General features: G+C 69.3%; 21 protein-coding genes. 14 read left to right on the forward strand and 7 right to left on the reverse strand.

What is annotated here, in order from left to right:
* The first annotated feature begins 13 nt into the window (after nt 1-13).
* From BCF44_RS29030 to BCF44_RS29060, 7 genes are all read left to right on the forward strand, one after another.
* Complete coding sequence (locus BCF44_RS29030) at nt 14-835, forward strand: 2-phosphosulfolactate phosphatase (RefSeq protein WP_246015672.1); 822 nt, start codon at nt 14-16, stop codon at nt 833-835.
* Nucleotides 832-1,656 (forward strand): MBL fold metallo-hydrolase, encoded by an 825-nt coding sequence (locus BCF44_RS29035; RefSeq protein ID WP_116177572.1) that lies wholly within the window; start codon nt 832-834, stop codon nt 1,654-1,656. The genes BCF44_RS29030 and BCF44_RS29035 overlap by 4 nt, the downstream gene beginning before the upstream one ends.
* 164 nt (nt 1,657-1,820) lie before the next feature.
* On the forward strand, nt 1,821-3,152 hold the full coding sequence (locus tag BCF44_RS29040; protein WP_116177573.1) for an NAD(P)/FAD-dependent oxidoreductase: 1,332 nt from the start codon (nt 1,821-1,823) through the stop codon (nt 3,150-3,152).
* 246 nt (nt 3,153-3,398) lie between these two features.
* Complete coding sequence (locus BCF44_RS29045) at nt 3,399-4,019, forward strand: hypothetical protein (RefSeq protein WP_246015674.1); 621 nt, start codon at nt 3,399-3,401, stop codon at nt 4,017-4,019.
* A gap of 82 nt (nt 4,020-4,101) precedes the next feature.
* A complete protein-coding gene (locus BCF44_RS29050) occupies nt 4,102-4,332 on the forward strand; it encodes a ferredoxin (RefSeq protein ID WP_116177574.1) in 231 nt (76 codons plus the stop codon).
* Nucleotides 4,329-5,684 (forward strand): NAD(P)/FAD-dependent oxidoreductase, encoded by a 1,356-nt coding sequence (locus BCF44_RS29055; RefSeq protein WP_116177575.1) that lies wholly within the window; start codon nt 4,329-4,331, stop codon nt 5,682-5,684. Before BCF44_RS29050 ends, BCF44_RS29055 begins: the two co-directional genes overlap by 4 nt.
* A 100-nt stretch (nt 5,685-5,784) precedes the next feature.
* Nucleotides 5,785-6,420 carry a TetR/AcrR family transcriptional regulator gene (locus tag BCF44_RS29060; protein WP_116177576.1) on the forward strand — a complete coding sequence of 212 codons (636 nt, stop codon included), beginning with the start codon at nt 5,785-5,787 and terminating at the stop codon, nt 6,418-6,420.
* Nucleotides 6,421-6,793: 373 nt separating this feature from the next.
* On the opposite strand, the gene BCF44_RS29065 is transcribed toward BCF44_RS29060, so the two are convergent.
* Nucleotides 6,794-7,423: a mycothiol-dependent nitroreductase Rv2466c family protein gene (locus tag BCF44_RS29065; RefSeq protein ID WP_116177577.1), complete on the reverse strand. Its 630-nt coding sequence runs from the start codon at nt 7,421-7,423 to the stop codon at nt 6,794-6,796.
* A gap of 215 nt (nt 7,424-7,638) precedes the next feature.
* Here BCF44_RS29065 and pepN point away from each other — a divergent pair, with 215 nt between their 5' ends.
* Nucleotides 7,639-10,188, forward strand: coding sequence for an aminopeptidase N (pepN, locus tag BCF44_RS29070; protein ID WP_116177578.1), 2,550 nt, complete (start codon nt 7,639-7,641; stop codon nt 10,186-10,188).
* Between the two features lie 64 nt (nt 10,189-10,252).
* On the opposite strand, the gene BCF44_RS29075 is transcribed toward pepN, so the two are convergent.
* Together BCF44_RS29075 and ctaJ are read right to left on the reverse strand one after the other, a co-directional pair.
* On the reverse strand, nt 10,253-10,738 hold the full coding sequence (locus BCF44_RS29075) for a DUF5130 family protein (protein WP_116177579.1): 486 nt from the start codon (nt 10,736-10,738) through the stop codon (nt 10,253-10,255).
* On the reverse strand, nt 10,725-10,988 hold the full coding sequence (ctaJ, locus tag BCF44_RS29080; protein WP_116177580.1) for an aa3-type cytochrome oxidase subunit CtaJ: 264 nt from the start codon (nt 10,986-10,988) through the stop codon (nt 10,725-10,727). The genes BCF44_RS29075 and ctaJ overlap by 14 nt, the downstream gene beginning before the upstream one ends.
* A gap of 375 nt (nt 10,989-11,363) precedes the next feature.
* Here ctaJ and BCF44_RS29085 point away from each other — a divergent pair, with 375 nt between their 5' ends.
* The gene (locus BCF44_RS29085) at nt 11,364-11,711 is read left to right on the forward strand and encodes a hypothetical protein (protein ID WP_116177581.1); all 348 of its coding nucleotides are present in this window, start codon (nt 11,364-11,366) and stop codon (nt 11,709-11,711) included.
* 99 nt (nt 11,712-11,810) lie between these two features.
* On the opposite strand, the gene BCF44_RS29090 is transcribed toward BCF44_RS29085, so the two are convergent.
* Nucleotides 11,811-12,494 carry an HNH endonuclease gene (locus BCF44_RS29090; protein WP_211353271.1) on the reverse strand — a complete coding sequence of 228 codons (684 nt, stop codon included), beginning with the start codon at nt 12,492-12,494 and terminating at the stop codon, nt 11,811-11,813.
* Between the two features lie 152 nt (nt 12,495-12,646).
* Here BCF44_RS29090 and BCF44_RS29095 point away from each other — a divergent pair, with 152 nt between their 5' ends.
* The 5 genes from BCF44_RS29095 (at nt 12,647) to BCF44_RS29115 (ending at nt 19,876) form a co-directional block, all read left to right on the forward strand.
* Nucleotides 12,647-14,776, forward strand: coding sequence for a prolyl oligopeptidase family serine peptidase (locus BCF44_RS29095; RefSeq protein WP_116177583.1), 2,130 nt, complete (start codon nt 12,647-12,649; stop codon nt 14,774-14,776).
* Nucleotides 14,773-15,759 carry a mechanosensitive ion channel family protein gene (locus BCF44_RS29100; RefSeq protein WP_116177584.1) on the forward strand — a complete coding sequence of 329 codons (987 nt, stop codon included), beginning with the start codon at nt 14,773-14,775 and terminating at the stop codon, nt 15,757-15,759. Before BCF44_RS29095 ends, BCF44_RS29100 begins: the two co-directional genes overlap by 4 nt.
* 30 nt (nt 15,760-15,789) lie before the next feature.
* Nucleotides 15,790-16,173 carry a globin gene (locus BCF44_RS29105; protein WP_116177585.1) on the forward strand — a complete coding sequence of 128 codons (384 nt, stop codon included), beginning with the start codon at nt 15,790-15,792 and terminating at the stop codon, nt 16,171-16,173.
* Nucleotides 16,174-16,275: 102 nt separating this feature from the next.
* Complete coding sequence (locus tag BCF44_RS29110) at nt 16,276-17,871, forward strand: glycoside hydrolase family 13 protein (protein WP_116177586.1); 1,596 nt, start codon at nt 16,276-16,278, stop codon at nt 17,869-17,871.
* 178 nt (nt 17,872-18,049) lie between these two features.
* Complete coding sequence (locus BCF44_RS29115) at nt 18,050-19,876, forward strand: LamG-like jellyroll fold domain-containing protein (protein ID WP_116177587.1); 1,827 nt, start codon at nt 18,050-18,052, stop codon at nt 19,874-19,876.
* A gap of 363 nt (nt 19,877-20,239) precedes the next feature.
* Here BCF44_RS29115 and BCF44_RS29120 read toward each other — a convergent pair whose 3' ends face one another.
* The 3 genes from BCF44_RS29120 to BCF44_RS29130 form a co-directional block, all read right to left on the reverse strand.
* On the reverse strand, nt 20,240-20,875 hold the full coding sequence (locus BCF44_RS29120; protein ID WP_116177588.1) for a DUF8185 domain-containing protein: 636 nt from the start codon (nt 20,873-20,875) through the stop codon (nt 20,240-20,242).
* Nucleotides 20,868-21,257, reverse strand: a complete 390-nt coding sequence (locus tag BCF44_RS29125; protein ID WP_116177735.1) for a thioesterase family protein — start codon at nt 21,255-21,257, stop codon at nt 20,868-20,870. Before BCF44_RS29125 ends, BCF44_RS29120 begins: the two co-directional genes overlap by 8 nt.
* Nucleotides 21,258-21,443: 186 nt before the next feature.
* Nucleotides 21,444-26,414: an NAD-glutamate dehydrogenase gene (locus tag BCF44_RS29130; RefSeq protein ID WP_116177589.1), complete on the reverse strand. Its 4,971-nt coding sequence runs from the start codon at nt 26,412-26,414 to the stop codon at nt 21,444-21,446.
* Between the last annotated feature and the right edge of the window lie 78 nt (nt 26,415-26,492).

Below are 26,492 nucleotides of genomic sequence, written 5' to 3' on the forward strand. Positions count from 1 at the left end.
CACACTCCGACGGGTGACCGACGACGTGTTTCGCCAGGACGGGTACCGGTTGCGCCTCGAATGGGGTGAGAACGGCGTCGCGGCGCTGGGGGCGGACTGCGCGGTGCTGGTCATCGTCGACGTGCTGTCGTTCACCACGGCGGTCGACATCGCGCTGGATCGCGGCGGCCGGGTGCTGCCCGTACGAAGAGGAGATGTTCGTGCGATCTCCTCCGCGCGGGCGGCGGGCGCGGTCGTCGCCGGAGAACAGCGGTGGACGCTGCGGCCGTCGTCGTTGATCGACCTGCCCGCCGACACACTGCTCGCCCTGCCGTCACCCAATGGGGCGACGCTGTGCGCGCAGGCGGCCGCCACCGGCGCGACCGTCTTCGCCGCGTGTCTGCGGAACGCCGAGTCGGTCGCGCGCGAAGTCGAGAAGGTCGCCGACGGACGTCCGATCGGCATCGTGCCGGCCGGCGAGCGGTGGGGCGTCACCGCCGGACCGCTGCGCCCCGGCATCGAGGACCTGCTCGGCGCAGGCGCCGTCGCCGCCGCGCTGCTCGGCACGGCCACCAGCAAGTCGACGAAATCCAGCAGTTCGTCGAACTCCAGAACTTCGACGAACTTCAGGCCTTCGACGAACGTCGGCGGCGCGTCGCCGGAGGCCAGGCTGGCGGCGAACTGCTACGTCAACGAAATCGAGAATGTCGTCGAACTTCTCCGCGGCTGCGCGTCCGGACGTGAGCTGACGGCCGCCGGGCACGCCGCCGACGTCGAACTCGCCGCCGCGGTCGGCACCAGTTCGTGTGCACCGGTGCTCCGCGACGGCGTGCTGACCAACAGACTGTCTCCATGAGCGCGCGCTGGATCGAGGTCGCCGACGGAGTGCACGTCCGTCGGTACGAGGAGCTGGACCTGTCACTCGGGTTGGTCGTCGGCGACGACGCCTGCCTGGTGGTCGACACCGGCGGCGACGAGGTGCAGGGTGCCGAGTGGGCCTCGGCCGTACGCAGGGTGACGCCGCTGCCGTGGACCGTCGTGCTCACACACTCACATTTCGACCACTCCTTCGGCACCCAGGCCTTCCTGCCCTGCCCCGTGCTCGCCCATCCGAACTGCGTCGACGAACTCGTCATCGAGAGCGCCGAGGAGAAGGACAAATGGTCGGCGTACTACACCGACCAGAAGCGCCCGGAAATCGCCGCCGCCATCCGCGCCACCCGGATCGTGCTGCCGAACACGTTGGTGTCCGAACGAACGACGGTCGACCTCGGCGGCCGGATCGTCGAAATCGAGCAATTCGGCCTCGGGCACACCGACAACGACCTGGTGCTGCGCGTCCCGGACGCCGATGTCGTGTTCGCCGGCGACCTGGTGGAGAACGGCGCGCCGCCGTCGTTCCCGGGCTCGTTCCCGGCGTCGTGGCCGACGGCGCTCGCCGGGCTGCTCACCCTGACGGGTCCGGACACGGTCGTCGTGCCGGGGCACGGCGAACCCGTGGACGCCGCCTTCGTCGACCGGCAGCGGGCCGACATCGCGGCCGTCGTCGAGCTCGCGGCGGCCTTCGTGGCCGGTTCGGTCACGCTCGAGGACGTGCTCCGTGACTCACCGTTCCCGGCCGAGGCGACCCGTAGGGCCATCGGAAGGTTGACGGGGCGTAACCGTTCCGGCCGGTAACAGGTCCCTTCACCGAGGGCATTGCCCCGAACAGTCGATAGCCAGCGCGAGCCTGACCGACAAACTGTTACCTAACGGCTATCGGAGCGCGATCCGACGGCCGGGGTCACACGTGCGGTCGGGGCCGGCGTGGCGGGAACCACGCGGTGAGCGAGGACTAGTCGGTGAACCGACGAGATCGCATCGTCGTAGTAGGGGCTGGAACGGCGGGCTTGAGGGCCGCCGAACGGCTGCGTGAACTCAGGTTCGAGGGTGAGGTGGTGATGGTCGGCAACGAGCCACACCGTCCTTATCACCGACCTGAGCTGTCCAAGCGGTTCCTGACCGGGAGAGTGCAAGCCGACCAGCTGACGCTGGCCGCCTACACCGAGGTCGACGCACGCTGGCGGCTGAACACCGCCGCCCGCGGTATCGACACGGCCAAGCGGGCGCTACTCCTTCCGGGTGGCGAACAGCTCGCCTACGACGGTCTCGTGATCGCAACCGGCATGGAGTCCCGGCATCTGCCGGGCGCTCCGGTCAGCGACCCGCGCGTGCACCAGCTACGCACCCTTGACGACGCGACCCGCCTGCACGAGGCGCTGTCGACGGACAAGGAACCCGTCGTGGTCATCGGTGGCGGTTTCACCGGCTGCGAGGTCGCGGCCAGCATCCGCACGCTGAAGCGCCGGGTGACCGTCGTGACGGACGGCCCCGCGCTGATGGCCGGCGCGTTGCCGCCTGAGCTGTGTGACAGCATCACCCGGTTGCACCAGAGCAAGGGCGTCGGTGTGGTCCTCGGCGTCGAGGTGCTGCACTGGCTGGTGCAGGACCACGGCATCGCGATCCACCTGTCCGACGGCCAGGTGCTGGTCGCCGGGCACGTCGTGATCGCGGTCGGCGGCCTGCCGGCGGTGTCCTGGCTGCGCGGCTCCAAGGTGCGTCACCACGAGCTGGACGGCGTGTACTGCGAGCCGACCTGCCACGCGATCGGCGCCACCGACGTGGTGGCGGCCGGCGACGTGGCGTGCTGGCCCAACCTGCGGTTCGACGACGCGCCCAGACGGGTCGAACACTGGCTCAACGCGGTCGAGATGGGCCGCGCGGCGGCGGAGAACCTGCTGCTGGGCCCGGCGCGGGCCACCGCGTTCACGCCGATACCGCGGTTCTGGACCGAACAGCACCGAATGAAGGTGCAGGTCGCGGGCCAGCCGCAGTTGGGCGGCGAACACGGGCGGCTCGGCGCGGGCTGCCTGGCGTCGGCACGCCGGGACGGACTCGTCGGGTTGACCACGGTCGACCGGTCGCGCGAGTTCAACCGCCTCCTGGCCGGGCTCAATGCCCGCCGGCCGGCGCCGTCCACACGGAGAAAAGGATTCCAGGAGCCGGTCGCGACCGTCCGGGAACACATGCATCGAGCAGGAGAAGCTATGCGCCCGCCGCCGAAGTCAACCCCCTTGGTGTCGAACTACCTGCCGGCCGGCGTGACGCTCACACCAACTTCTACAAGAACATAGACAACGGGATTCGTTACTTCCGCTAACCAGAAACGAAGCAACACCCTGGCAGCTACTCCGTTCAGCCGAGCGGATTACTCCTCCAGAGGCCTGGAGGCGGCTGTCGCCACAGACAAACTGTTTAACCACGACCAACGATAAGTGACAATCGGACATCCGACCCGGAGCATGGCCCCCACCAGGCGGCCCACCCCGTTGCTCCAGTCGGAGGACCCCGAGCTCACGGCCGTCCGGGAGGCGTCTGAGGTGTCGACGCAGTTGATTACGTTGACGCAGTTGATTACTTCGCCGACAGTGCACTCCGCGCACGATTCCGGCGTGCGCCAGGTAGCCGCGCTGTCGGCCCGGCTGGCCTATGCGTTGATGTGCCTGACCCTCGTCTGGGGAATTTTCACGGCGACCGGATGGGTCGCGAAGCTGACAGGGCGCCAGGCCGTTCGTAGCAGCCACATGATAATGGCGACGTTCACTCTCGCCTTTGGTGGACTACACGCGGCATGCTTCCTTTTCCTGACCGATTCCGACGAGATCTTCAGCTGGGTGAACCTGGTGATCCCGATCGTGGGCGGCGGGCAGCTGCGCTGGGCGTTCGGCATCGTCGGACTGGAGGTGATGACCGCGATCCTGATCTCCACCGGGCTCGTCAAGTTCTTCGTGTACCGGAACTGGCTGCGCTTCCACCAGCTCGCGTACATCGCGGTGGGCATCACCATCGTGCACTCGTGGCTCGGCGCGGTCGCCAACGGTCACCTGTCCATCGTCTGGCTCGGCGGACTGACCCTGATGATCCCGACGGTCGTGCTGGCCGTCCTGCGTTTCGTTCCAAGCAAGAACCTCGTCGGAGCAGGTCTGCTCAACGGCGGTTAGCGGGACACCCCCCGAACGTCCCGCCCCCACCCGCCACGCGGTTACCCCGATACCCGCCTCTTGAGAAAGGACAGCTGGCCCGATGAGTCCTCGTCGCGCTCTGCACGGCAGCTCCCTGACCATCAGCGTGAACAATGGTCGCTGCCACCTCTACGGCACCTGTCAGTACGAGGCCCCGAGCCTGTTCGAACTGACCGAGGACGAGCGGCTGCGCTACGTCACCGAGGTGATCCCCGAGTACGCCGACCAGGCCCGCGCCGCCGCGATGGCCTGCCCGATGCGTGCGATCCAGCTGTCCGGGGAGCGACTGTGAGCGGCAGGATGGAACGGATCGTCATCGTCGGCGCCGGACTCACCGCGCTGCGGGCCGCGGAGCGCCTGCGCGAGCAGAAGTTCGACGGTGAGATCGTCATCGTCGGCGACGAGCCCTACAAGCCCTACCACCGGCCGGCGCTGTCCAAGCAGCTGGTCACCGGCAAGCTGGCCAGCAAGGACCTGTTCTTCCCGGCGTACCACGACATCGACGCGATCTGGCGGACCCGGACCCGGGCGCACAAGCTCGACCACGGCCGGCACGTCGTGCACCTGCCCGGCGGCGAGGAACTCAAGTACGACGGCTTGATGATCGCCACCGGCGTCGAGGCCAGACACCTGGCCGGCGCGCCCCGGCACGACCCGCGCGTGCACGCCCTGCGCACGCTCGACGACGCCATCGCTATCAAGGAGACGCTGGCCCGCTCCAAGGGCCGGGTCGTGGTCATCGGTACCGGCTTCACCGGCTGCGAGTTCGCCTCCAGCTGCCGCGAGATGAACCGCGACGTCACGATCATCGGCCGGTCCAAGACGCTGTTCGGCAAGGCGCTGGGCCCCGAACTCGGCGCGGCCATAGGCGATCTGCACCGCCGGCACGGCGTCGACCTGGCGCTCGGCGTGGACATCCGGCACTGGGCGACCGGCCCCGAGGGCGTCGCGATCGTGCTGTCGAACGAGCGGCTGATCACCGCCGCCTGCGTCGTGCTGGCCGTCGGCAGCATGCCGTCCACGGACTGGCTGGCCGGTTCCGGCCTGGTCCTGGAGGACGGCGTGCTGTGCGAGCCGACCTGTCACGTGGTCGGCGCCTCCGACGTCGTCGCCGCCGGTGACGTCGCCCGCTGGCCCAACCTGCGCTTCGACGGCGTGCCGCGGCGCGTGGAGCACTGGCTGAACGCGATCGAGATGGGGCGGGCCGCCGCCGAGAACCTGCTCGCCGGCAAGTCCCGGGCCAAGCCGTTCACGCCGCTGCCCCGGTTCTGGTCCGAGCAGCACCACGTGCGGATCCAGGCCGCTGGCATCCCGGCCATCGGTCAGCAGACGATGTACCTGAGCACCCGGCCCAACGGCGCCGAGCGGTCCATCACTGGCTACATCCGGGCCGGCAAGCCCGTCGGCATCGTCGGCCTGAACCAGCCGCGCACGATGATCCACCTGACCCGGCAGCTGGACCAGAAGCTGCGGCCGATGGTGCCCACCACCGAGCGCGCCCGCACCCCGCGTCGCACGCCGGTGGAGAACCCGGCCTCGTCGACGGCGGAGACCTTGAGCGAGCGCACGCCCAGCAACGCCAAGATCGACGTCAACGAGCTGTCGGCCCGGCTGACGGCGCCGGCCATGCGCAACGGTCGCTGACGGTCACGTTTGGGGGCCCGTCCGGTCGGGACGGGCCCTCGACGGGTTCCGGGCAGGTAGCCTCTGGCCAGCACATACCTGGTGGTGGAGGCATGCGGCGATGACGGGACAGTTGCGGGCGGACGCGAAGCGCAATCGCGACCAGATCCTGGCGGCCGCCCGCGAGCTCATGGTGAACCAGGGCGCCGGCGTCCCGATGGAGGAGATCGCCCGGCACGCCGGTGTGGGCGTCGGGACGCTCTACCGGCGGTTCCCCGACCGCGTCGCGCTGCTGCGCGCGCTGTCCGTGCACACCATCGAGAACATGACCGAGCTGGCTCGCACCGCGCTGCGCACCGAGCCCGACGCGTGGACCGGCCTAAGCCGCTTCGTCCGCGAGTGCGTCGCGCTCCGGCTCGGGGCGCTGCGCTCGATCGTCGACCCGGAACTTCACACCGCGCTCCGCCAGAGCGACGAACTCCGTTCGGCACGCACGGAGCTGCTGCGCATCGTGGAGCAGATGATCGAAGCCGCCCAGCGCGACGGTTCGATGCGCACCGACGTCGGCGTCGTCGACGTGGCGATGCTGGTGTCGCTGCACCTCAAGCGACCGTTCGACGTGCCGGGCACCACGCCTGTGGACATGGACGCCCGCCTCACACAGCTGATGCTCGACGGCCTCCGCCCGTGCGCCGCCACGCCGCTGCCCGGCAGCCCCACGACCCTCGCCGACGTCAACTGGGACGCCGACCGCTGACCAAATCGAGCAATTCGCACGCACACGGGCAGCGCGTCCGGAGTTGACCACGTTGTCCACAGTTGACAACTCTGTACACAGTTGACTCGGTTCAACGAAGTCCACGAGTCCGTGCGAAGTCGAGCAGTGCGTGCGCGGTCGGGAAGTTCGTGCGAAGTCGGGAAGTCCGCACGTAATCGGGCAGTGCGTGCGAAATCGAGCAGTCCGTGTGAAGTCGAGAAGTTCGTACGACGAGCACCACTGGGTGCGCCGACCTGCACTTCGTTGACAAAGGCCGGGCGCGGTCGCCGCGAGGAGTGCGGCGGCCGCGCCCGAGTTCAGCGACCGGTCAGGACCACGGTCAGGACCACGACCGGCCAGCATCGACGACCGGTCAGGAGAAGTCCGGCGACTCGGTCCGCGTCCGCTTGAGCTCGTAGAAGTGCGGGAAGCCGGCGAGCAGCCGGGCACCCTCGAACACCCGGACGGCATCCTCACCACGCGGGATCTTGGACAGCACCGGCCCGAAGAACGCCACACCGTTGACGTGGATGACCGGGGTGCCGACGTCCATGCCCACCGCGTCCATGCCGGCGTGGTGGCTGGTCTTCAGCTCCTCGTCGTACTCCGTGCTGGTGGCCGCCTCGGCGAGCTCCGCCGGCAGGCCCACGTCGGCCAGCGCCAGCTTGATGACCTCGTCGAAGTCCCGGACACCCTCGTTGTGGATCCGGGTGCCCATGGCCGTGTACAGCGGCAGCAGCACATCGTCCCCGTGGTGCTTGGCGGCCGCGATGGCCACCCGCACCGGCCCCCACGCCCGGTCGAGGAAGTTCCGGTACTCCTCGGGCAGGTCACGGCCGTCGTTGAGCACCGACAGGCTCATCACATGGAAGGCCAGGTCGATGTCGCGCTCCTTGGCGACCTCGAGAATCCAGCGGGACGAGATCCACGCCCACGGACACGCGGGATCGAACCAGAAGTCGACCTTCACCTTCTCGTTCGCGTCGAACTGCACTGCGGTCATCGGGGCATCTCCAGGGCGTCACGCGGGGCCAGCCTGTCCGGACCCGCACACCAGAGGCAACCATCGGAGGCCGTCCGGTCTTCCCGACCGCGATTTACGCCGGATCCTCGCAGCGCGGCGACCACGTCACGTGATTGGATGCGGAGACCCCTGCCCATACCCGGTGGCGAACGACAACCACCCGGACCCCCGACATCCACAGATGAGGTGACCCAGTGGCCGCGCCGAACCTCACCCGCGACCAGGCCCAGCAGCGCGCGGCGCTCCTCGAGGTCCAGTCCTACGACATCGCACTGGACCTGACCGGCGACGGTCCCACGTTCGGATCGACGACTACCGTGCGCTTCCGCAGCCGCACGGCCGGCGCGTCGACGTGGATCGACCTCGTCGCGGGCGAGGTGCAGTCCGCCGTGCTCAACGGCGTCGAGCTCGACGTGTCCAGCTACCGCGACGAGGACGGCGTCGTCCTGCCGGAGCTGGCCGAGCAGAACGAGCTGGTGGTGCGGGCGCAGTGCCTGTACACCAACACCGGCGAGGGCCTGCACCGCTTCGTCGACCCGGTCGACAAGGGCGTCTACCTGTACACCCAGTTCGAGACGGCCGACGCGAAGCGCATGTTCACCTGCTTCGACCAGCCGGACCTCAAGGCGGTCTACGACGTCACGGTGACCGCGCCGAAGGACTGGAAGGTGATGTCCAACGCGCCGTCGGCGAGCGTCGAGGAGATCGACCCGGAGACGTCCCGGCACGTCTTCGAGACCACCAAGACGCTGTCCACCTACCTGGTGGCGCTGGTCGCCGGCCCGTACGCCGAGTGGCGGGACGAGTACACCGACGACGAGGGCAGCATCCCGCTGGGCCTGTACTGCCGGGCCTCGCTGGCCGAGCACATGGACCACGAGCGCCTGTTCACGCAGACCAAGCAGGGCTTCGACTTCTTCCATCGCGCCTTCGGCGTGCGCTACCCGTTCGGCAAGTACGACCAGGCCTTCGTGCCGGAGTTCAACGCCGGCGCGATGGAGAACGCCGGTCTGGTGACCTTCCTGGAGGACTTCGTCTTCCGCAGCCGGGTCACCCGCTACATGTACGAGCGGCGCTGCGAGACCGTGCTGCACGAGATGGCGCACATGTGGTTCGGCGACCTGGTCACCATGCGCTGGTGGGACGACCTGTGGCTGAACGAGTCGTTCGCCACCTGGGCCAGCGTGCTCTCGCAGGCCGAGGCCACCGAGTACACGCACGCCTGGACCACGTTCGCCAACATCGAGAAGTCCTGGGCGTACCGGCAGGACCAGCTGCCCTCGACCCACCCTGTCGCGGCCGACATCCCCGATCTGCAGGCGGTCGAGGTCAACTTCGACGGCATCACCTACGCCAAGGGCGCCAGCGTGCTCAAGCAGCTGGTGGCCTACGTCGGCCTGGACAACTTCCTGGCCGGTCTGCGGGTGTACTTCGCCAAGCACGCGTGGGGCAACGCCACCCTCTCGGACCTGCTGGCGGCCCTTGAGGAGGCGTCCGGCCGGGACCTGTCCTGGTGGTCGGCGCAGTGGCTGGAGACCACCGGCCTGAACCTGCTGCGGCCGAAGTTCACGGTCGACGCCGACGGCCGGTTCGCCGAGTTCGCGGTGTTGCAGGGCGGCGCCCGTCCGGGCGCCGGCGAACTGCGCACGCACCGGCTGGCGATCGGCGTCTACGACGACGACCCGACCACCGGCAAGCTGGTCCGCACCCACCGCGTCGAGCTCGACGTCACCGGCGAGCGGACCGAGGTGCCGGAGCTGGTCGGCGTGCCGCGCGGCAAGCTGGTGCTGGTCAACGACGACGACCTGACGTACTGCACGATGCGGCTGGACAACGACTCGCTGGCCACGCTGGTGGACCGGATCTCGGACATCACCGAGCCGCTGCCGCGCACGCTGTGCTGGTCGGCGGCGTGGGAGATGACCCGCGAGGCCGAGCTGAAGGCCCGCGACTTCGTCACGCTGGTGCTCGGCGGCATCCGGTCGGAGACCGAAGTCGGCGTGGTGCAGCGCCTGATGCTCCAGGCACAGACGGCGATCTCCTCGTACGCCGACCCGGCGTGGGCGCCGGAGGGCTGGCGGCGGTTCACCGACACCGTGCTGGAGCTGGCCCGCGCCGCGGAGCCGGGCTCGGACCACCAGCTGGCGTTCGTCAACTCGCTGGCCGGCTCGGCGCTGACCGACGACGTCGTCGCGGTGTTGAAGGGCTGGCTGGACGGCACCGACACGCTGCCGGGCCTGGTCGTCGACACCGACCTGCGCTGGCGGTTGCTTCAGGCGCTGACCGCGCACGGCGCGGCCGGCGACGTCGAGGTGCGGGCCGAGCTGGAGCTGGACCCGACGGCGGCCGGTCAGCGGCACGCCGAGCGGGCGCGGGCGCTGGTGCCGACCGAGGCCAACAAGGCCGAGGCGTGGCGGCGCGCGGTGCACGACGACGAGCTGCCGAACGCCGTGAACGAGGCCATCATCTACGGCTTCTCGCACCCGAGCCAGAAGGAGCTGCTCGCGCCGTACGCCGAGCGGTACTTCGCCGACGTCGCGGATGTGTGGCGGCGGCGGTCCAGTGAGCGGGCGCAGCCGACGGTGACCGGCCTGTTCCCGTCGTGGGCGGTGGCGGAGTCGACCGTGCGGGCGTCCGACGAGTGGCTGGCCGAGGAGCGCCCGCCGGCGCTGCGGCGGCTGGTGTCCGAAGGCCGCGCCGGCATCGTGCGGGCGCTGGCGGCCCGCGAGTTCGACCGGTCCTGACCTCAGACGCGAGGAGGCCCTCCCGGACGGATCCGGGAGGGCCTCCTCGCAGTTCGGACGCGGGTCAGCGGCGCGGCGCCGGCCCCGCCTGGTCGGTCAGCATGCGCAGGCCGCTGACCAGGCCGCCGGCCAGGTCGCCCTCCTTGAAGGAGGCCACCATGCTCATCACGGCCAGCTTGCAGCCGCGGTCGGCCAGCCGGCGGTGCGACTCCTCGCCGGTCACGATCTCGACGGCGCGCTGCCCCGGCGACACGGCGATCAGCACCGCGAGCGTGGGCCGCGGCGTCTGCGCATGCAGCTCCTCGGCCGCCTTGCGGGTGTCGTCCCCGTCCAGCTCGCCCAGGTAGACGCTGAAGTCGAGGCCGGTCTCCCGGCTGGACAGGGTCAGCGCCTCGTCGAGCTGCGCCAGCTCCGAGGAGCGGAACGGCAGGCTCGGAGGGCTGGGCTTCTGCTCGATGGCGGCCGAGACCCGGCCGTCGGCCATCAGCGCCTCGCCGTAGGCGAGCTCCGAGTCCTCGGCGCGCCGCTGCACGATCTCACCAGTTGCCACGGGCACCTCCTCGTGCGGTCGGCGCGGGCTCGCCGGCCTCGCCCTGCTCCAGCGCCAGGTGCGCGGAGGGGGCGTGGGCACCGATGCCCGCGGGGTTGGCGGTCCACCACACTGGCGCGTAGCCCCACTCCTGGCCTGCCTGGTACCGGGGGGTACGCGCGAACTTCGGCCACAGCGTCAGCAGCGCGATCACCCCGTACACACACAGCGGGATCAGCGCGAAGACGAGGAGGGTGTCCACGACGTTCACGGGGCTTTACGGTAGCCGAGGCCGTCGCACGGCGCGTCACCGGCCGTCCTGGTCTGGGGCGATGCGCACGCCCGAACGGGCACGATCCGGGGCGAAGTGACCACACCGTTGCCGGCGACGCGGCGTGAAAGTGATCATCAGCACACACTCTTGCGGTGTAACGCGCTGCGCCGAACGGACCCCGGGTTGGCAACGCGAATGCCGCCGGTTTGGCGGCTTGTCCTGACCGGCGAATCAAGATTAGCTTTCACCTATACGGGTCTTGCGGAGCAAGGGCCTTGCCTGAACGCCACCCCGAACCTCCCAGGAGGGCACGCCATGTACACGCCGAGCCTCCCCACCACGGTCGCCGCTGTCACCCGATCGAGTGAAGAGATGCGCACCGTGCTCACTCTCGTGTCCGGCATCCGGGTGAACAAGAGCACCCTTGTCCAGCGTGGCATTCGGGTGAATGGTCTCGACGCCGGAATCCGCGTCAACCGCGACGGTGTCCGGGTTAACCGGGACGGCATCCGCGTGAACCGCTCCGCGGACCGAGCGGGCATCCGAGTCAACCGCGACGGCATCCGAGTCAACCGGGCCGCCGAGAGCCGCGACGGCATCCGAGTCAACAGGGACGGCATCCGCGTCAACCGCGCGGCCGAGAGCCGCGACGGCATCCGCGTGAACCGGGACGGGATCCGCGTCAACCGCGACGGCATCAGGGTCAACCGCGCGGCCTGACCACCACACAGACCACACAACGACGGCGGCCCGGGCAGGAAACGCCCGAACCGCCGTTCGTTCATCGAGAACTACCCGATCACCTGGACGAGCTCGGGCTCACGCCGCGGGCTCGCCCAGGTATGGCAGCCATTGGGGGTCGGCGTCGGCCACGCCGGCGAGCAGCCGCCAGTGCGGCCCTCGCGGCGCGGTCGGCACGACCAGCAGCCTCCATCCGAGTTCGGACAGCATCTTGTCGGCCTTGCGGTGGTTGCACTTGGCGCAGCAGGCCACACAGTTGGTCCAGCTGTGGGCACCCCCGCGCGAGCGCGGCACGACGTGATCGATAGTCTCTGCCCGCCCGCCGCAGTACGCGCAGCGGTAGCGGTCCCGGTGCATCAGCCCGGCCCTGGTCAGCGGCACCCGGCCGCGATAGGGGACACGGACGTAGCTGGACAGCCGGATCACCGAGGGCACCACGACGCTGGCAGTGGAGGAATGCAGGATCAGGCCGGCCGAGTCACCGTGCACGACCTCGGCCTTGCCGCAGACCACCAGCACCACGGCCCGCCGCAGCGGTAACGCCGTCAGCGGCTCGAACGTGGCATTGAGCAGGAGCACCCGCCTCCGCCCCCAACTGGGCCCACCCGGGGCGCCGCGCGCCCGGTCCTGGCCGACCCGGTCCGGTTCCACGCTGGATGCGTGGCCGCTGGACGTGGCCTGGGCAGGAATTTGAGACAGGGGGACCCGCGGCGCCAGCCCCGATCTGGGGGCGCCGATCGGAGTGGGTTGTCGGTCGGGCACGCGACCACCTCCACCGGTGCAGGCATAGTCGACCACACTTGACCCGCTCAACGCACGTGTGATGCATGACATGTCATGAACCCGTCGTGAAATCCATGGTGAACCGTGGCCTAACGGAGATGGTTTTCAACTGGGCGGCTACCCTTCGGCGAATGACGGAGGCTCTCCCCCAATCGACGGCGTCCTATCCCCCGGCCGAGCGGCTGCCGCTCGTGGAGGACCTGCACGGACACGCTGTGTCCGACCCCTACCGCTGGCTGGAGGACCCGGCCGACGAGCGCACCGTCGCCTGGTCGGCCGCACAGGACACGCTCACGCGGTCATGGCTGGACGCGCTGCCGGGCCGCGAGGCGCTGCGGGGGCGCCTAGAGCGCCTGATGGCGGCCGGCAGCATCGGAACACCCGTCTGGCGCAGCGGCCGCGCCTTCTTCACCCGCCGCGACCCGGGCCAGGACCACGCCGCGCTGTGGCTGCGCGACCGCGACGGCAGCGAGCGCGTGCTGCTGGACGTCGCCGCCATCGACCCGTCGGGGCGCACCACCCTGGACAGCTGGTCGCCGAGCCGCGAGGGCGACCGGCTGGCATACCAGATCTCGGTCGGCGGAAACGAGGAGTCGCTGCTGCACGTCCTGGACGTGGACAGCGGCGAGCTGCTCGACGGCCCGATCGACCGCTGCCGGTACAGCTCGATCGGCTGGCTGCCGGGTGGCGAGGAGTTCTTCTACGTCCGCCGGCTGCCGACCGACCAGGTGCCCGCCGGCGAGGAGCTGTTCCACCGCCGGGTGTGGCGGCACCGGGTCGGCACGGACGCCGATCTCGACGTCAACGTGCACGGCGACGGCATGGACCCCACGTACTACTTCACGCTGTCCACATCGGAGGACGGCCACTGGCTGGTGGTCGACGGCCGCCGCGGCACCACGCAGCGCGAGGCCGTGTGGATCGCCGACCTCACCACGGACGAATTCGCGCTGACCGAGGTGCTGTCCGACGCCGCCGGCGCGCGGTGTAACGCGTGGGTCGCTGGTGATGGCCGCCTGTACCTGCTGACGACGTTGGACGCCCCGCGCGGCCGGCTGTGCGTCACTGACCCGCAGCGCCCCGGCAGTGAGCACTGGACGGAGTTGGTGGCGGAGGAGCCCGACTCCGTGCTGGAGAACGCCGAGTGGGTACGCCGCGACGAGGATCAAGGCGCCCTCCTCGTGTTGCAGCGCACACGACACGCAGTCTCGGAGCTGCACCTGCACGCGCCGTCGACCGGCGCGCGTGTCGGCCAAGTGCCGCTACCGAGCAAGGGCAGTCTGCACGGCATCACCATGACCGACGCACGGACCAGCGGCCGCGACGGCGTCATCTGGTTCGGCTGGACCGACTTCACGACGCCGGTGTGCGTGCGCACGTATCGCTTCGGCGCGACCGACACCGACCTGTGGGCGGCGGCGCCCGGCGCGGTGGACGTGCCGGACGTGCGCACCGAACAGCTGGAGTACACCTCCAAGGACGGCACCGTGGTGCGCATGTTCGTCGTGTCGCCGCACGGCCGACCCAGTACGCCGCTGCCGACACTCGTGACCGGCTACGGCGGCTTCGCCATCTCACGGCGTCCCGGCTACAACAGCAGCGCGCTCGCATGGGTGCAGTCCGGCGGTGTGTGGGTCGTCGTGTCGCTGCGTGGCGGCAGCGAGGAAGGTGAGCAGTGGCACCAGGCCGGCATGCGCGACCGCAAGCAGAACGTCTTCGACGACTTCCACGCCGCCGCCGAGTACCTCATCCGTGACGGCTGGACCACGCCGGAGCAGCTGGCGATCCAGGGCGGCTCCAACGGTGGTCTGCTTGTCGGAGCGGCGTTGACCCAAAGGCCGGAGCTGTACCGCGCGGTGGTGTGTTCCGCGCCACTGCTGGACATGGTGCGCTACGAGAAGTTTCTGCTGGGCAGGCTGTGGGCGGAGGAGTACGGCAGCGCCGCCGTGCCCGAGGAGCTGGCTTGGCTGCTGGCCTACTCCCCGTACCATCGGGTGCTCGAGGAGGTCGAGTACCCGGCCGTGCTGTTCGCCGTCTTCGAGTCGGACAGCAGGGTGGACCCGAACCACGCCCGCAAGATGTGCGCAGCGTTGCAGCACGCCACCAGCGCGGACCCGACCAAGCACCCCGTGCTGATCCGTCGCGAGACCGAGGTCGGCCACGCGGCGCGCTCGGTGTCCCGCAGTGTCGCGCTCGCCGTCGACGAACTCGGCTTCCTCGCCAACGAGGTCGGTTTGGAGCTGGAGGAACCGAGTACATGACCGGGCAGGGCACCAACGTGGTCAGGGCGGCGAGCTGGTTCGCCGACAACTGGCCAGTGTTAGTCGCTGGGGCCATCCAGATCGCGATCATCCTGGCGATAGCCGTGGTGGTCCGGCTGGTGGTCCACCGGATGATCGACAAGTTCACTCAGGGCAACGGCGAGATGCCGCCGCTGCTCAAGCCGCTGAAGGAGCGGGCGCCGCAACTGCCCGCCCCGCAGCGGTCGGAGCGGCGCAGGCAGCGGGCCAAGACCATCGGCTCGGTGCTCAAGTCCGTGACCACGCTGCTGACCGCCGGGATCGCGTTCCTGATGATCCTCCAGCAGTTCCGGATCGACATCACGCCGATAATCGCCTCGGCCGGGGTGCTCGGCGTCGCGATCGGTTTCGGCGCCCAGTCGCTGGTCAGGGACTTCCTGTCCGGCATCTTCATGATGTTGGAGGACCAGTACGGCGTCGGCGACGTGATCGACGCCGGCCAGGCCACCGGCACCGTGGAGTCGGTCGGCCTGCGCGTCACGACGCTGCGCGACGTCAACGGAACCGTCTGGTACGTGCGCAACGGCGAGATCGTGCGGATCGGCAACTCCAGCCAGGGCTTCGCGGTCGCCGTCGTGGACGTGCCGTTCGGCCACGGCAGCGTGGACCAGGCGCTGACGATCCTCGGCGAGACCGCCGAGGCCGCGGTGGCCGAGACACCGCTGGCCGACGACGTGATGGACGCCCCGCAGGTGCTGGGCGTGGAGAAGGTCACGTCCGAGGGCATCACGCTGCGGATGACGGTCAAGGTGCGGCCCGGGCGGCAGTGGGCCACCCAGCGGGCGCTGCGGGCCCGGATCATGGGCGCGTTCGTCGCGGCGGGCATCGAGCCGCCGTTCGTGCGCACGCCGCCCAAGATCGAGGACGAGCCCAAGAAGCCGGCGCCGGCCCGGCCGCGGCCCACCGGCTTCGACGACGCCAAGTCGTCCGACCAGGACGGCTGAGCGTCACGCGCGAGTGCGAGGATTGAGGACGTGGGACAGCCGCAGAACTTCTACGAGGCCGTCGGCGGCGAGGAGACCTTCCGCCGCATCGTCGGCCGCTTCTACGCCGAGGTCGCCAAGGACGAGGTGCTCCGCCCGCTCTATCCGGAGGAGGACCTCGGGCCGGCCGAGGAGCGTCTGCGGCTGTTCCTGATCCAGTACTGGGGCGGCCCCCACACGTACTCCGACCTGCGCGGACACCCCCGGCTGCGGATGCGGCACATGCCGTTCACGGTCGGCCCGATCCAGCGGGACGCCTGGCTGCGGTGCATGCGGATCGCCGTCGACGAGGCCGGTCTGGCCGAGCCGGAGCGCCAGCAGCTGTGGGACTACCTGGAGATGGCGGCGAACAGCCTGCTCAACACCTGGGTGTGAGGTCCTGGTGAGATCGATCACTGGGCGGCTGACCACGGTTTTCCGGATGGCGTAACCCATCAGGGGACAACCAATCCCGGACGGATGGCAGGATGACACCCTGTGCGACGATCCGCTGACGTTCATGCCGAGATCGCCGAGAAGTCGGCTTGGTGGCGCGGCGCGGTGTTCTACCAGGTGTACGTCCGGTCCTTCGCGGATTCCGACGGCGACGGCGTCGGCGATCTGGAGGGCATCCGCTCCCGGCTGGGGTACCTGGAGCTGCTCGGGGTCGACGCGCTCTGGCTGACGCCGTTCTACCGGTCGCCGATGGCCGACCACGGCTACGACGTCGCCGACCCGCGGGACGTCGATCCGCTCTTCGGCGATCTCGCGGCGTTCGACCGCCTGGTGGCGGACGCGCACAGCTGCGGCATCAAGGTCACCGTCGACCTGGTGCCCAACCACACCAGCGACCAGCACGAGTGGTTCCAGGCCGCGCTGCGGGCCGGGCCCGGCAGCCCCGAACGCGAGCGGTACCACTTCCGGGAGGGGCGCGGAGGCGACGGTTCGCTGCCGCCCAACAACTGGACCAGTGTGTTCGGCGGGCCGGCGTGGACGCGGGTCGCCGACGGGCAGTGGTACCTGCACCTGTTCGCGCCGCAGCAGCCGGACCTGAACTGGACCAATGCCGATGTCCGGGCGGACCTCGAGCGCAGCCTCCGGTTCTGGCTGGACCGCGGTGCCGACGGCTTCCGTATCGATGTGGCGCACGGCATGGCCAAGCCGTACGGGTTGCCCGACATGGACCCGCGGGCCGACCGCGGTTCCGGGGTGCTGCACGACAACGCGCTCGACCCGCGGTTCGACGACGACGGCGTGCACGAGATCCACCGGATGATCCGCAAGGTGCTCGACGAGTACCCCAACGCGATGGCCGTCGGCGAGATCTGGGTCAAGGAGAACGAGCGGTTCACCCGCTACCTGCGCGCCGACGAGTTACACCTGGGCTTCAACTTCCGGCTGGTCGAGGCCGAGTTCGACGCGGATTCGGTGCGGACGGCCATCGACTCCTCGCTGGCCGCCGTGACCTACGTCGACTCGCCCGCGACCTGGACCCTGTCCAACCACGACGTCGTCCGGCACGTCAGCCGCTACGGCGACGGAGAGCTCGGCCGGCAGCGGGCGCGGGCGATGGCCCTGGTCGAACTGGCGCTGCCCGGCGTCGTGTACGTGTACAACGGCGAGGAACTCGGGCTTCCCAACGTCGAACTGCCGGACTGGGCGCTCCAGGACCCGATCTGGATCCGGTCCGGGCACATCGAGCGTGGCCGCGACGGTTGCCGCGTGCCGATCCCGTGGGAGGGCGACCAGCCTCCGTTCGGTTTCTCGACCGGCGCCGCGACGTGGCTGCCCATGCCGCACGAGTGGGCCCGGCTCACCGTCGAATCGCAGCTGGAGGACCCCGGCTCGATGCTGTCGCTCTACCGGCAGGCTCTGGAGCTCCGCAAGACGCATCCGGCGTTCGGCGGGGAGAACCTCGAGTGGTATGGCGCTCCGCCCGGGTGCTTCGCGTTCCGACGCAAGGGCGGCGGGCTGATCTGCGCCCTGAACACGGGGAGCGCGCCGGTGCCGCTGCCGCCGGGACAGGTGCTGCTGGCCAGCGGGCCGATGGCGGCTGATCTCCTGCCGCCGGACACGGCCGTCTGGCTGGTCTGAGCCGGGTCTGGCTGGTCCAGACTTCTGCCGACTTCCGGCGTCCCAGTGCGCCCTTTCCCGCCCTCCTGTCCCCCCGTCGCTGACCGGCCCGTCCGAATCGCTCGCTTGTTCTGCCTCGACCGGTGCCGTTCACCGGCCGTTCCGACCACGTTGACACGCGGCGGTTAGCTTGCCGGCCATGACCGACTCAAGTCGTCGCAGTTTCCTGCGCGGTGCAGGGCTTATCGGCGCGGGCGTCGCGGCGACCGGCGCGCTCGGCGCCGTGTCCGCGGCCGCCGCCCCGTCCGGCTGGTGCCCCGACCCGAACGACCCGCGCTTCACGCTCGTCGTCATGCCCGACACGCAGTACCTGTTCGACGAGGACCGCGGCGACGCCGCACCGCTGGACGCCTCTCTGCGCTACGTGCTCGACGGCGGCGATGACAACGTTGTCTTCCTGTCGCATCTCGGTGACCTCACCGAGCACGGCGAGGCCGGCGAGATCGCCCAGATCGGCCACTCGTTCCAGGCGCTCGACCGCAACCGGGTCGGCTACAGCGTGCTGGCCGGCAACCACGACGTGAACTCGTCCACCAACGACCAGCGCGGCGGCACGCCGTGGCTGTCGACGTTCGGCCCGCAGCGATTCCGCAGTTCGCCGACGTTCCGGGGTTCGTCGAAGGACGGCTACAACAGCTACCACGTGTTCCGCGCCGGCGGCCGCGACTGGCTCGTCCTGGCGCTGGACTGGCGGCTCTCGCCGGCCGGCTTCGACTGGGCGCGGTCGGTCATTCGGCAGCACCCGAAGACGCCGGTCATCCTCACCACCCACGAACTCGCCTACGCCGACGACTCCGGGCAGGCCAGCCTCTCCGACTACGGCCAGCAGCTGTGGGACCAGCTCATCAGCGACAACGACCAGATCTTCCTCACCCTCAACGGCCACTTCTGGCCGCCGGGCCGCGCCGTGCTGCGCAACAAGGCCGGGCACGACGTCCACGTGCACATCACCAACTACCAGGACCATTTCTACGGCGGCAGCGCCATGATCCGGCTCTACCGCTTCGACCTGGCCCGCAACGTGATCGACGTGTCGACCATCTCGCCCTGGCTGCTGGCCCAGAACTCGTCGCGGTTGAACGAGCTGGACCGGCGCGAGATCGAGCTGACCGGTCCGGTCAACCGGTTCACGCTCGACATCGACTTCACCGCCCGGTTCAGCGGCTTCGCCCCGGTGCCGCCGCCGGTCGCCCGGCCGGCGAGGGACGTGCTGATTCCCGGCACGCTCGCCTACTGGCGGTTCGACGGCGGTCCGACCGCCGGCACGCCGGTCGCCGACGGACTGGTGCAACGCGACCTCTCGGGTCACGGCAACGACCTGACCCGCGTGACGATGCCCGGCAGCAATGCGTCCGCGCTCAGCTGGTCCGCCGACTTCCACCCCGGCGCCCCGGCTCACGGCAGTCTCCGGTTCGACGGCGGCAAGAACCCCGGCCACGGCGCGTACCTGAAGACCGTCGACAACGCACCGCTCAATTCCGCCGACTTCCAGCACGGCTACACCATCGAGGCCTTCGTCAAGGTCCCCGGCGACTTCAAGAACGGCCTGCACGCCTGGTGCGGCATCTTCTCCCGGCTTTGCCGCGGCGGTGATGCCGGCAAGACCGGCGACGACCCGCTCGAGCCGGCCGCCACCCTGGCGCTGTCCGACGGCGCCCAGTTCCAGTGGGCCGTCTTCCCTCTCAACCAGAACGGCATCTCCACCTGCTGGGGCCACGAGCTGCCACTCGACCAGTGGTGGCACGTCGCCCTAGTCAATGATGGTCAACACTCGTCAATGTTCGTCGAGGGTTGTCAAGTGTTGAGGAATCCCAGGACCCCAGCCGTCGGCATCTCCGGCACAGGCAACTGGCTGCTCGGCGCCTACGACTACGACCGCACCGTCGACCAGGGCTTCTACGGTTGGATCGGCGACGTCCGGATCGTCAACCGAGCCCTCTCCACGCACGAGTTCATGCTCCGCTGACGAAGACCCCGACTTCACCGAACTCCTCGATTTCGCCGACCACCTCAACCTCGTCGCCACTGCTCGCTTTCGCACACAGCTCGGCAACATCGTTGAAGTCGGCACCGTCGTTGAAGTCGGCATCATCGATCAGTTGAGCTGACCGGCCTTCTCAACCACGCAGGTCAGCCAACCACGCCGGTCAGCTCGGCGGCGTCCGCCATCGCGGTCGCTGCTGAGCTGCCTGGCGTCGTTCAACCGATGCGGATTGCTCTCGGCCGGCCCGCAGTCGTCCATCGAGCTCAACCTGCCCTGCCCACCTGACTTCATCGATTAGCCAGCGTTCGACGACCAGCTGTACTTCGCCCGAACTGCTCGATTTCGTCAGACCAGCAGTGGGAGCAACGCGTGACGTCGGCGGACCACCGCGCCGAACATGGCGTCAATCCGCAACCACGAGTCGGTCGCAGTGACGCGCACATCGCCGCCCGTGTCGCCGCCACCGAGGAAACCCATTCCGGACAGCGCGAACAGACAACGCAGCGGAATTTTCACGTCCAACCCGCTGCCACTGACCGTCAGCACCGTCTGGTCCAGCAGCGACGCCGGCGGTGTCCCATGCGGACCCGAGTTCTCCCGCGCGACCGCAACGCCCTGGTCGGCCAACTCTGTCACCACGGTCACCGGCAGGTTGTCGACCTGCTTCCAGCCGTCCGCCGGCGGCAGCGCACTGCGCCACAGCAGATCCTTCGACGCGCCCGGATCCACCCGATCGCCACGCAGAATCGCCAGGCCGGACAGCAATTCGCTGCCCGCCACGGCCACGTCGGAGGGCGTGACCGAGCCGGCTACCGACCGCGTTGCCAAGACGTCGAACGGTGTCGCCACCCAGGCCTCGACCCGGTCTTCGGCACGGGCCCGCAGCCGCACGATCCCCTGCTGGTCCAGACGGACAGCTCGGGCTACGAAGGCGCCGAGGTCGTCACGCTCGGACGTGTCGGCGAAAACCAACTCAGCCACGTGCGCCTCCGGAATGCCAGCTCGCGAGAAAGTCACGCTCCGCGTCGGTCAACCGGCGGGGTCGCGTCTCCTCGACGTCGTACGCGCAGATCAACGTCTCCGCGGTGACCGCGACGGTCGACGAACCGTTCCCACCAATGCGCACGGAATAGTCCAGAACGAACGAGGAAGCCTTCAGATCGCGCACCGACATCTCGATGTCGACCGATCCTCCGTCGAACACCAGCGGAACGCGATAGTCCACGGCCAGTTTGACCACGACCATGCCCCGGGACATGTCCAGCAGGCCCTGTCGGGCCGCCTCGGTGAACACGAGGGCGACCCGCGCCTCTTCGAGAAGGGTGACCGTGTTCGCGTGGTTGACGTGCCCGTAGGCATCCATGTCGGACCACCGCGGTCGCACCTGCGCGACGAAGACACCCAACGACAACGCCTCCCTGGCTGATGCCCAGATCCAGCATTCGATCCTACTCAGCCAGCTCCGCGGCCATTTTCCGGACAGCAGCCACTGACGAGCGAGGCTCCGCGAGCGATGCGCACCCGCGGAGCCTCCATTCGTCCACCGATCTCAGCGGATCATGCTGCGCACCTGCCGCGCCGCCACCGACAGCGTCGCCAGGTCGAGCCGGCCGACCCGGCCGATCTCCTGGAGCGCCGCCCGCGCCCGGCTCAGCCGCGACGCGTTGGACTGCTCCCAGTTGGCGATCTTCGCCTCGGGGCTCTCGCCGGGGTCGCTGTGCCGGAGCACGTCGAGAGTGATGGCCCGCAGCGAGTAGTACAGGTCGTCCCGCAGCGCCAGGCGGGCCAGCGCGTGCCAGCGGTTGCCGCGTTCCAGCGCGCTGACCGAGCTGAGCATCTGGTCGATGTTCAGGTGCTCGGAAAGCGCGTAGTACAGCTCCGCGGTTTCCTGGTGTGTGCGCTCGACGCCGAGGCCCTCGCGCTCCGCCAGCTCCGCGACCTCGCTGGTGTCCAACAGGCCGTACGAGTAGAGCAGCGCTGCGACCCGCTCCGCCAAGTCCTTCGGCGCACCCTGGTCGATCAGCCGCTTGGCGTGGTCGACGACGATCTCCCGCTCACGCCCCCTCAGCAGCGTCAACGCCTGCGGCGCCAGCTCGCTGACCACCTTGGCGAAGCGGTTGATCTCCGCGCCCACGGCGAGGGGCTGGGGCCGGTTGGACAGGAGCCACCGCGACGCGCGGTCGAGCAGTCGACGCGTCTCCAGCATCAACGCGTCCTGTAGGTCGGTGGAGACCTTGTTGTCCAGCTCGTCGATCTCGCGCCAGATCTGGGGCAGGCCGAACACGTTCGTCACCACCGCGTACGCCCGGACCGCGTCCGTCGCGCTCGCGCCGACTTCCTCCGCCAGCCGGAACGCGTACGAGATGCCGCCGCCGTCGACGACCTCGTTGACCAACAGCGTCGTCGTGATCTGCTTGCGCAGCGGGTGCGAGCCGATCGCGTTGACGAACTGATCCCGCAGCTTGGTCGGGAAGTACTCCGGCAGCCGGCGGGCGAAGACGTCCGACTCGGGCAGGTTGCTGGCGAGCACCTCGTCCTTGATCGCCAGCTTGACGTGCGCGAGCAGCGTGGCCAGTTCCGGCGAGGTCAGACCCTCGCCGGCCTTCTCGAGCGCCTTGAACTGCATGGCGGACGGCAGTGCTTCGAGGCGACGGTCGAGCCCGTGGTTGGCCTCGAGGTCGTCGACCAACCGTGCGTGCACCGACAACATCGGGGCCGCGTGCGCACGGCTGACGCCCAGCACTGCGTTCTGCCAGTAGTTGTCGCGGAGCACCAGCGTGCCGACCTCGTCGGTCATCTCCGCCAACAGCGCGTTCCGCTGCTCCCGGTCCAACTGTCCTTCGGCGACGAGGTGGTCCAGCAGGATCTTGATGTTGACCTCGTGGTCGGAGCAGTCGACACCGGCTGAGTTGTCCAACGCGTCGGTGTTGACCCGGCCGCCGGCCCGCGCGAACTCGATCCGGCCGCGCTGCGTCAACCCCAGGTTGCCGCCCTCGCCGATGACCTTGACGCGCAGGTCGGCGCCGTCGACACGGACCGCGTCATTCGCCTTGTCGCCAACCTCGGCGTGCGACTCCGCCGCCGACTTCACGTACGTGCCGATGCCGCCGTTCCACAGCAGGTCCACCGGCGCCAGCAGGATCGCCTTGATCAGTTCGGTCGGTGCCAGCTGCTCGACGCCGTCGTCGATGCCCAGGGCCGCCTTGACCTGCGGGCTCAGCGGAATCGACTTGGCCGTCCGCGGCCACACCCCGCCGCCCTCGCCGATCAGGGACCGGTCGTAGTCGTCCCACGATGAACGCGGCAGCTCGAACAGGCGCTTCCGCTCGGCGAAGGACGGCGCCGCCACGGGGTTGGGGTCGAGGAACACGTGCCGGTGATCGAACGCGGCGACCAGCCGGATGTGCTCGGACAGCAGCATGCCGTTGCCGAACACGTCGCCGGACATGTCGCCGACGCCGACAACCGTGAACTCCTGCGTCTGAGTGTCGACACCGAGCTCGCGGAACGCCCGCTTGACGCTTTCCCACGCACCCTTGGCGGTGATGCCCATCTGCTTGTGGTCGTAGCCGACCGAACCGCCGGAGGCGAACGCGTCGCCGAGCCAGAAGCCGTACTTGCCGGCGACCTCGTTGGCGATGTCGGAGAACGTCGCGGTGCCCTTGTCGGCCGCGACGACCAGGTAGGTGTCGTCATCGTCGTACCGAACAACCTGCGGAGCAGGCACGACCGTGCCCGCGTCGAGGTTGTCGGTCAGATCGAGGAGCCCCGAGATGAACATCCGATAGCAGGTGATGCCCTCGGCCAGGAACGCCTCGCGGTCAAGGCCCGGGTCGCCCTTCGGCGCCGGCGGCCGCTTGAGCACAAATCCGCCCTTGGCGCCGACCGGGACGATGACGGCGTTCTTCACCGCCTGCGCCTTGACCAGGCCCAGGATCTCGGTGCGGAAGTCTTCCCGCCGGTCGGACCACCGGAGGCCACCGCGGGCGACCGGACCGAACCGTAGGTGCACGCCCTCGAACCGGGGCGAGTACACGAAGATCTCGAACCGCGGCTTCGGGTCCGGCAGCTCCGGCAGCGACCGCGAGTCCAACTTGAACGCGAGATACGGCCGGACATCGCCATCGGCGCTGCGGACGAAGTAGTTCGTCCGCAGCGTGGCGTTGATCAGCGACAGCAGCTGACGCAGGATGCGGTCGGCGTCGAGGCTGGTCACCTCATCGATCAGACCGGTGATCTCGGTGGTCAGCGCGCCGACGACAGCGGTGCGGGTGTCGTCCGACAACGCCGGGTCGAACCGCGACTCGAACAGTCGCACCAGCGCCTCGGCGACGTTCGTGTAGCGCAGGACCGCGTCCTCGATGTAGTCCTGGCTGTAGGTGATGCCGACCTGCCGAAGGTACTTCGCGTAGGCCCGCAGCACCGAAGCCTGCCGCCAGCCGAGTCCGGCGCGCAGCACGAGAGCGTTGAAGCTGTCGACCTCCGCCTCGTCGCGCCAGGCCGCGGCGAACGCTTCCTGGAACAGCACGCGAACGACATCCAGGTCCTGGGTGGCCAGCCGTTCCAGAACCGCCTGTTCCATACGCAGACCGAAGTCGAAGATCCAACACTGCGTGCCGTCCTCGCGGTGGATCTCGTACGGACGCTCGTCGACGACCTCGACGCCCATCCGCTGGAGCACCGGAAGCACCTGCGACAGCGTCACCCGCGCACCGGCCAGGTACAGCTTGAACCGCCGCTCCCCCGGTTCGGCGTCCGCCGGCAGGTAGAACGACATGTCCAGGTCGCCCTCGGACAGGCGCTGGATGCGTCGCAGGTCGGCAAGACCTTCGGTGGCAGTGAAGTCTTCCTTGTAGCTTTCCGGGAAAGCCATCGCGAAACGCTGGCCCTGCTCGGTTGCCGACTCCGCACCGAGCTGGTTGGCCTGCTCCGAGATCTGCTCGGGTTCGTTGTGCTCGGACAGGATCGCGTCGGCCATCCTGTCGTCCCAGTTGCGGGTCGCCTCGCCCAGCAGAGCCTGAATGTGAGCAGCATTCAGCTCGGTCGCCTCGCTCGGCTCCGTGTGCACCATGAAGTGCACGCGGGCCAGCGGGCTCTCGCCGATGAGTGCGCTGTACTCCAGGTTCTTGCCCTGAAGCTCCGCCAGCAGCACCTCCTGCATCGCCAGCCGCGACGTCGTCGTGTAGCGGTCCCGCGGCAGGTACACCAGGCAGGAATAGAAACGCCCGTACGGGTCGCGCCGCAGGAACAGCCGCAGCCGACGGCGTTCCGCCAGGGCGAGCACACCGGTGGCGATGTCGTACAGCGTGTCGGCGTCGGTGGAGAAGAGTTCGCTGCGCGGGTAGTTCTGGATGACCTCGAGCATCTTCTGGCCGGAGTAGGACTCCAGCGGGAAGCCCGCCCTGTGGATGACGTTGCGGACCCGACGGCTGATCACCGGGATGTCCAGCACGTCCTCGTGCAACGCCGAAGTCGTGAACACGCCCAGGAACCGGTGCTCGCCACTGACATTGCCGTCGGCGTCGAACGTCTTCACACCGACGTAGTACGGGTACATCGAGCGGTGCACCGCGGACGGCGCGCTCGCCTGGGTCAACACCAGCAGTTCCGGCGCCAGCGCCTGCGCCGCCGTGTCCGGGCCAGCGGTCAGGCTCCGTGCTGCAAGGCTGTCCTGGCGCAACACACCCAGTCCGGAGGCCAGGACCGCGCGCAGCGCCGGCTCTTCGCCGCCGGCCGGATCGGCGACCAACTCGTACTGGCGATAGCCGATGAAGGTGAAGTGCCCCTGCGCCAGCCACCGCAGCAGGCTCGTACCGTCGGAGATCTCCTCCGCGTCGAGCGCCGGCGGCGCCTTCTCCAACTGGTCGGCGAGCTGACCGGCCATGCCGGCCATCTTGTCGGTGTCCTCGACGACCTCGCGGACGTCGTTGACCACGGAGATGAGCCGGTTCTCCAGCTCGCGACCGCGATCCGCGTCGGTGATGAGGTCGACCTCGATGTGCATCCACGACTCGGCGAGGGTGTCCGCCGGCGGATCCCCCGGATCCGCCTCGGGAAGCACCTCGCGGAGCTCACCCGTCACGTCCCGGCGAACCACCACGATCGGGTGCACGACGCGGTGCACCTGGATCCCGCTGCGGATCAGCGCCGACGAGATCGAGTCGACCAGGTAGGGCATGTCGTCCGTGACGATCTGCACGACCGTCACCGGGCACGCCCACCCGTCCTGGGACTTGGTCGGGTTGATGATGCGGACCACCGGGCGGCCGGGGACACGGTTGTCCGCCAGCTGGTAGGTGGATCGCACCGCTCCGACCAGGTCGCTCGGGTCGTCGTCGATGACTTCCTCGGCGGGCACGTAGCGGTAGTAGAGGCGGATCAGTTCTGCGAGTTCCGGAGCGGCGGCGACCGCGCCGCCGATCAGCTCGTCGCGTACCTGTTCGGGACTGTCCAGCCGGTCTTCGCGGCTCACGCCGGCGGCGGCGGTCGCAGGGCGGGACGGGGCTCCAGTCGGGGTCATTTTCAGGCGGCTCCACGCTATCCGGCGCCTCGGTGCGCCGGGACCGGGGTCCACACTAGATGGGCCGCCACACCGCAA

The organism is Kutzneria buriramensis (genome assembly GCF_003387475.1).
GTDB lineage: Bacteria > Actinomycetota > Actinomycetes > Mycobacteriales > Pseudonocardiaceae > Kutzneria > Kutzneria buriramensis.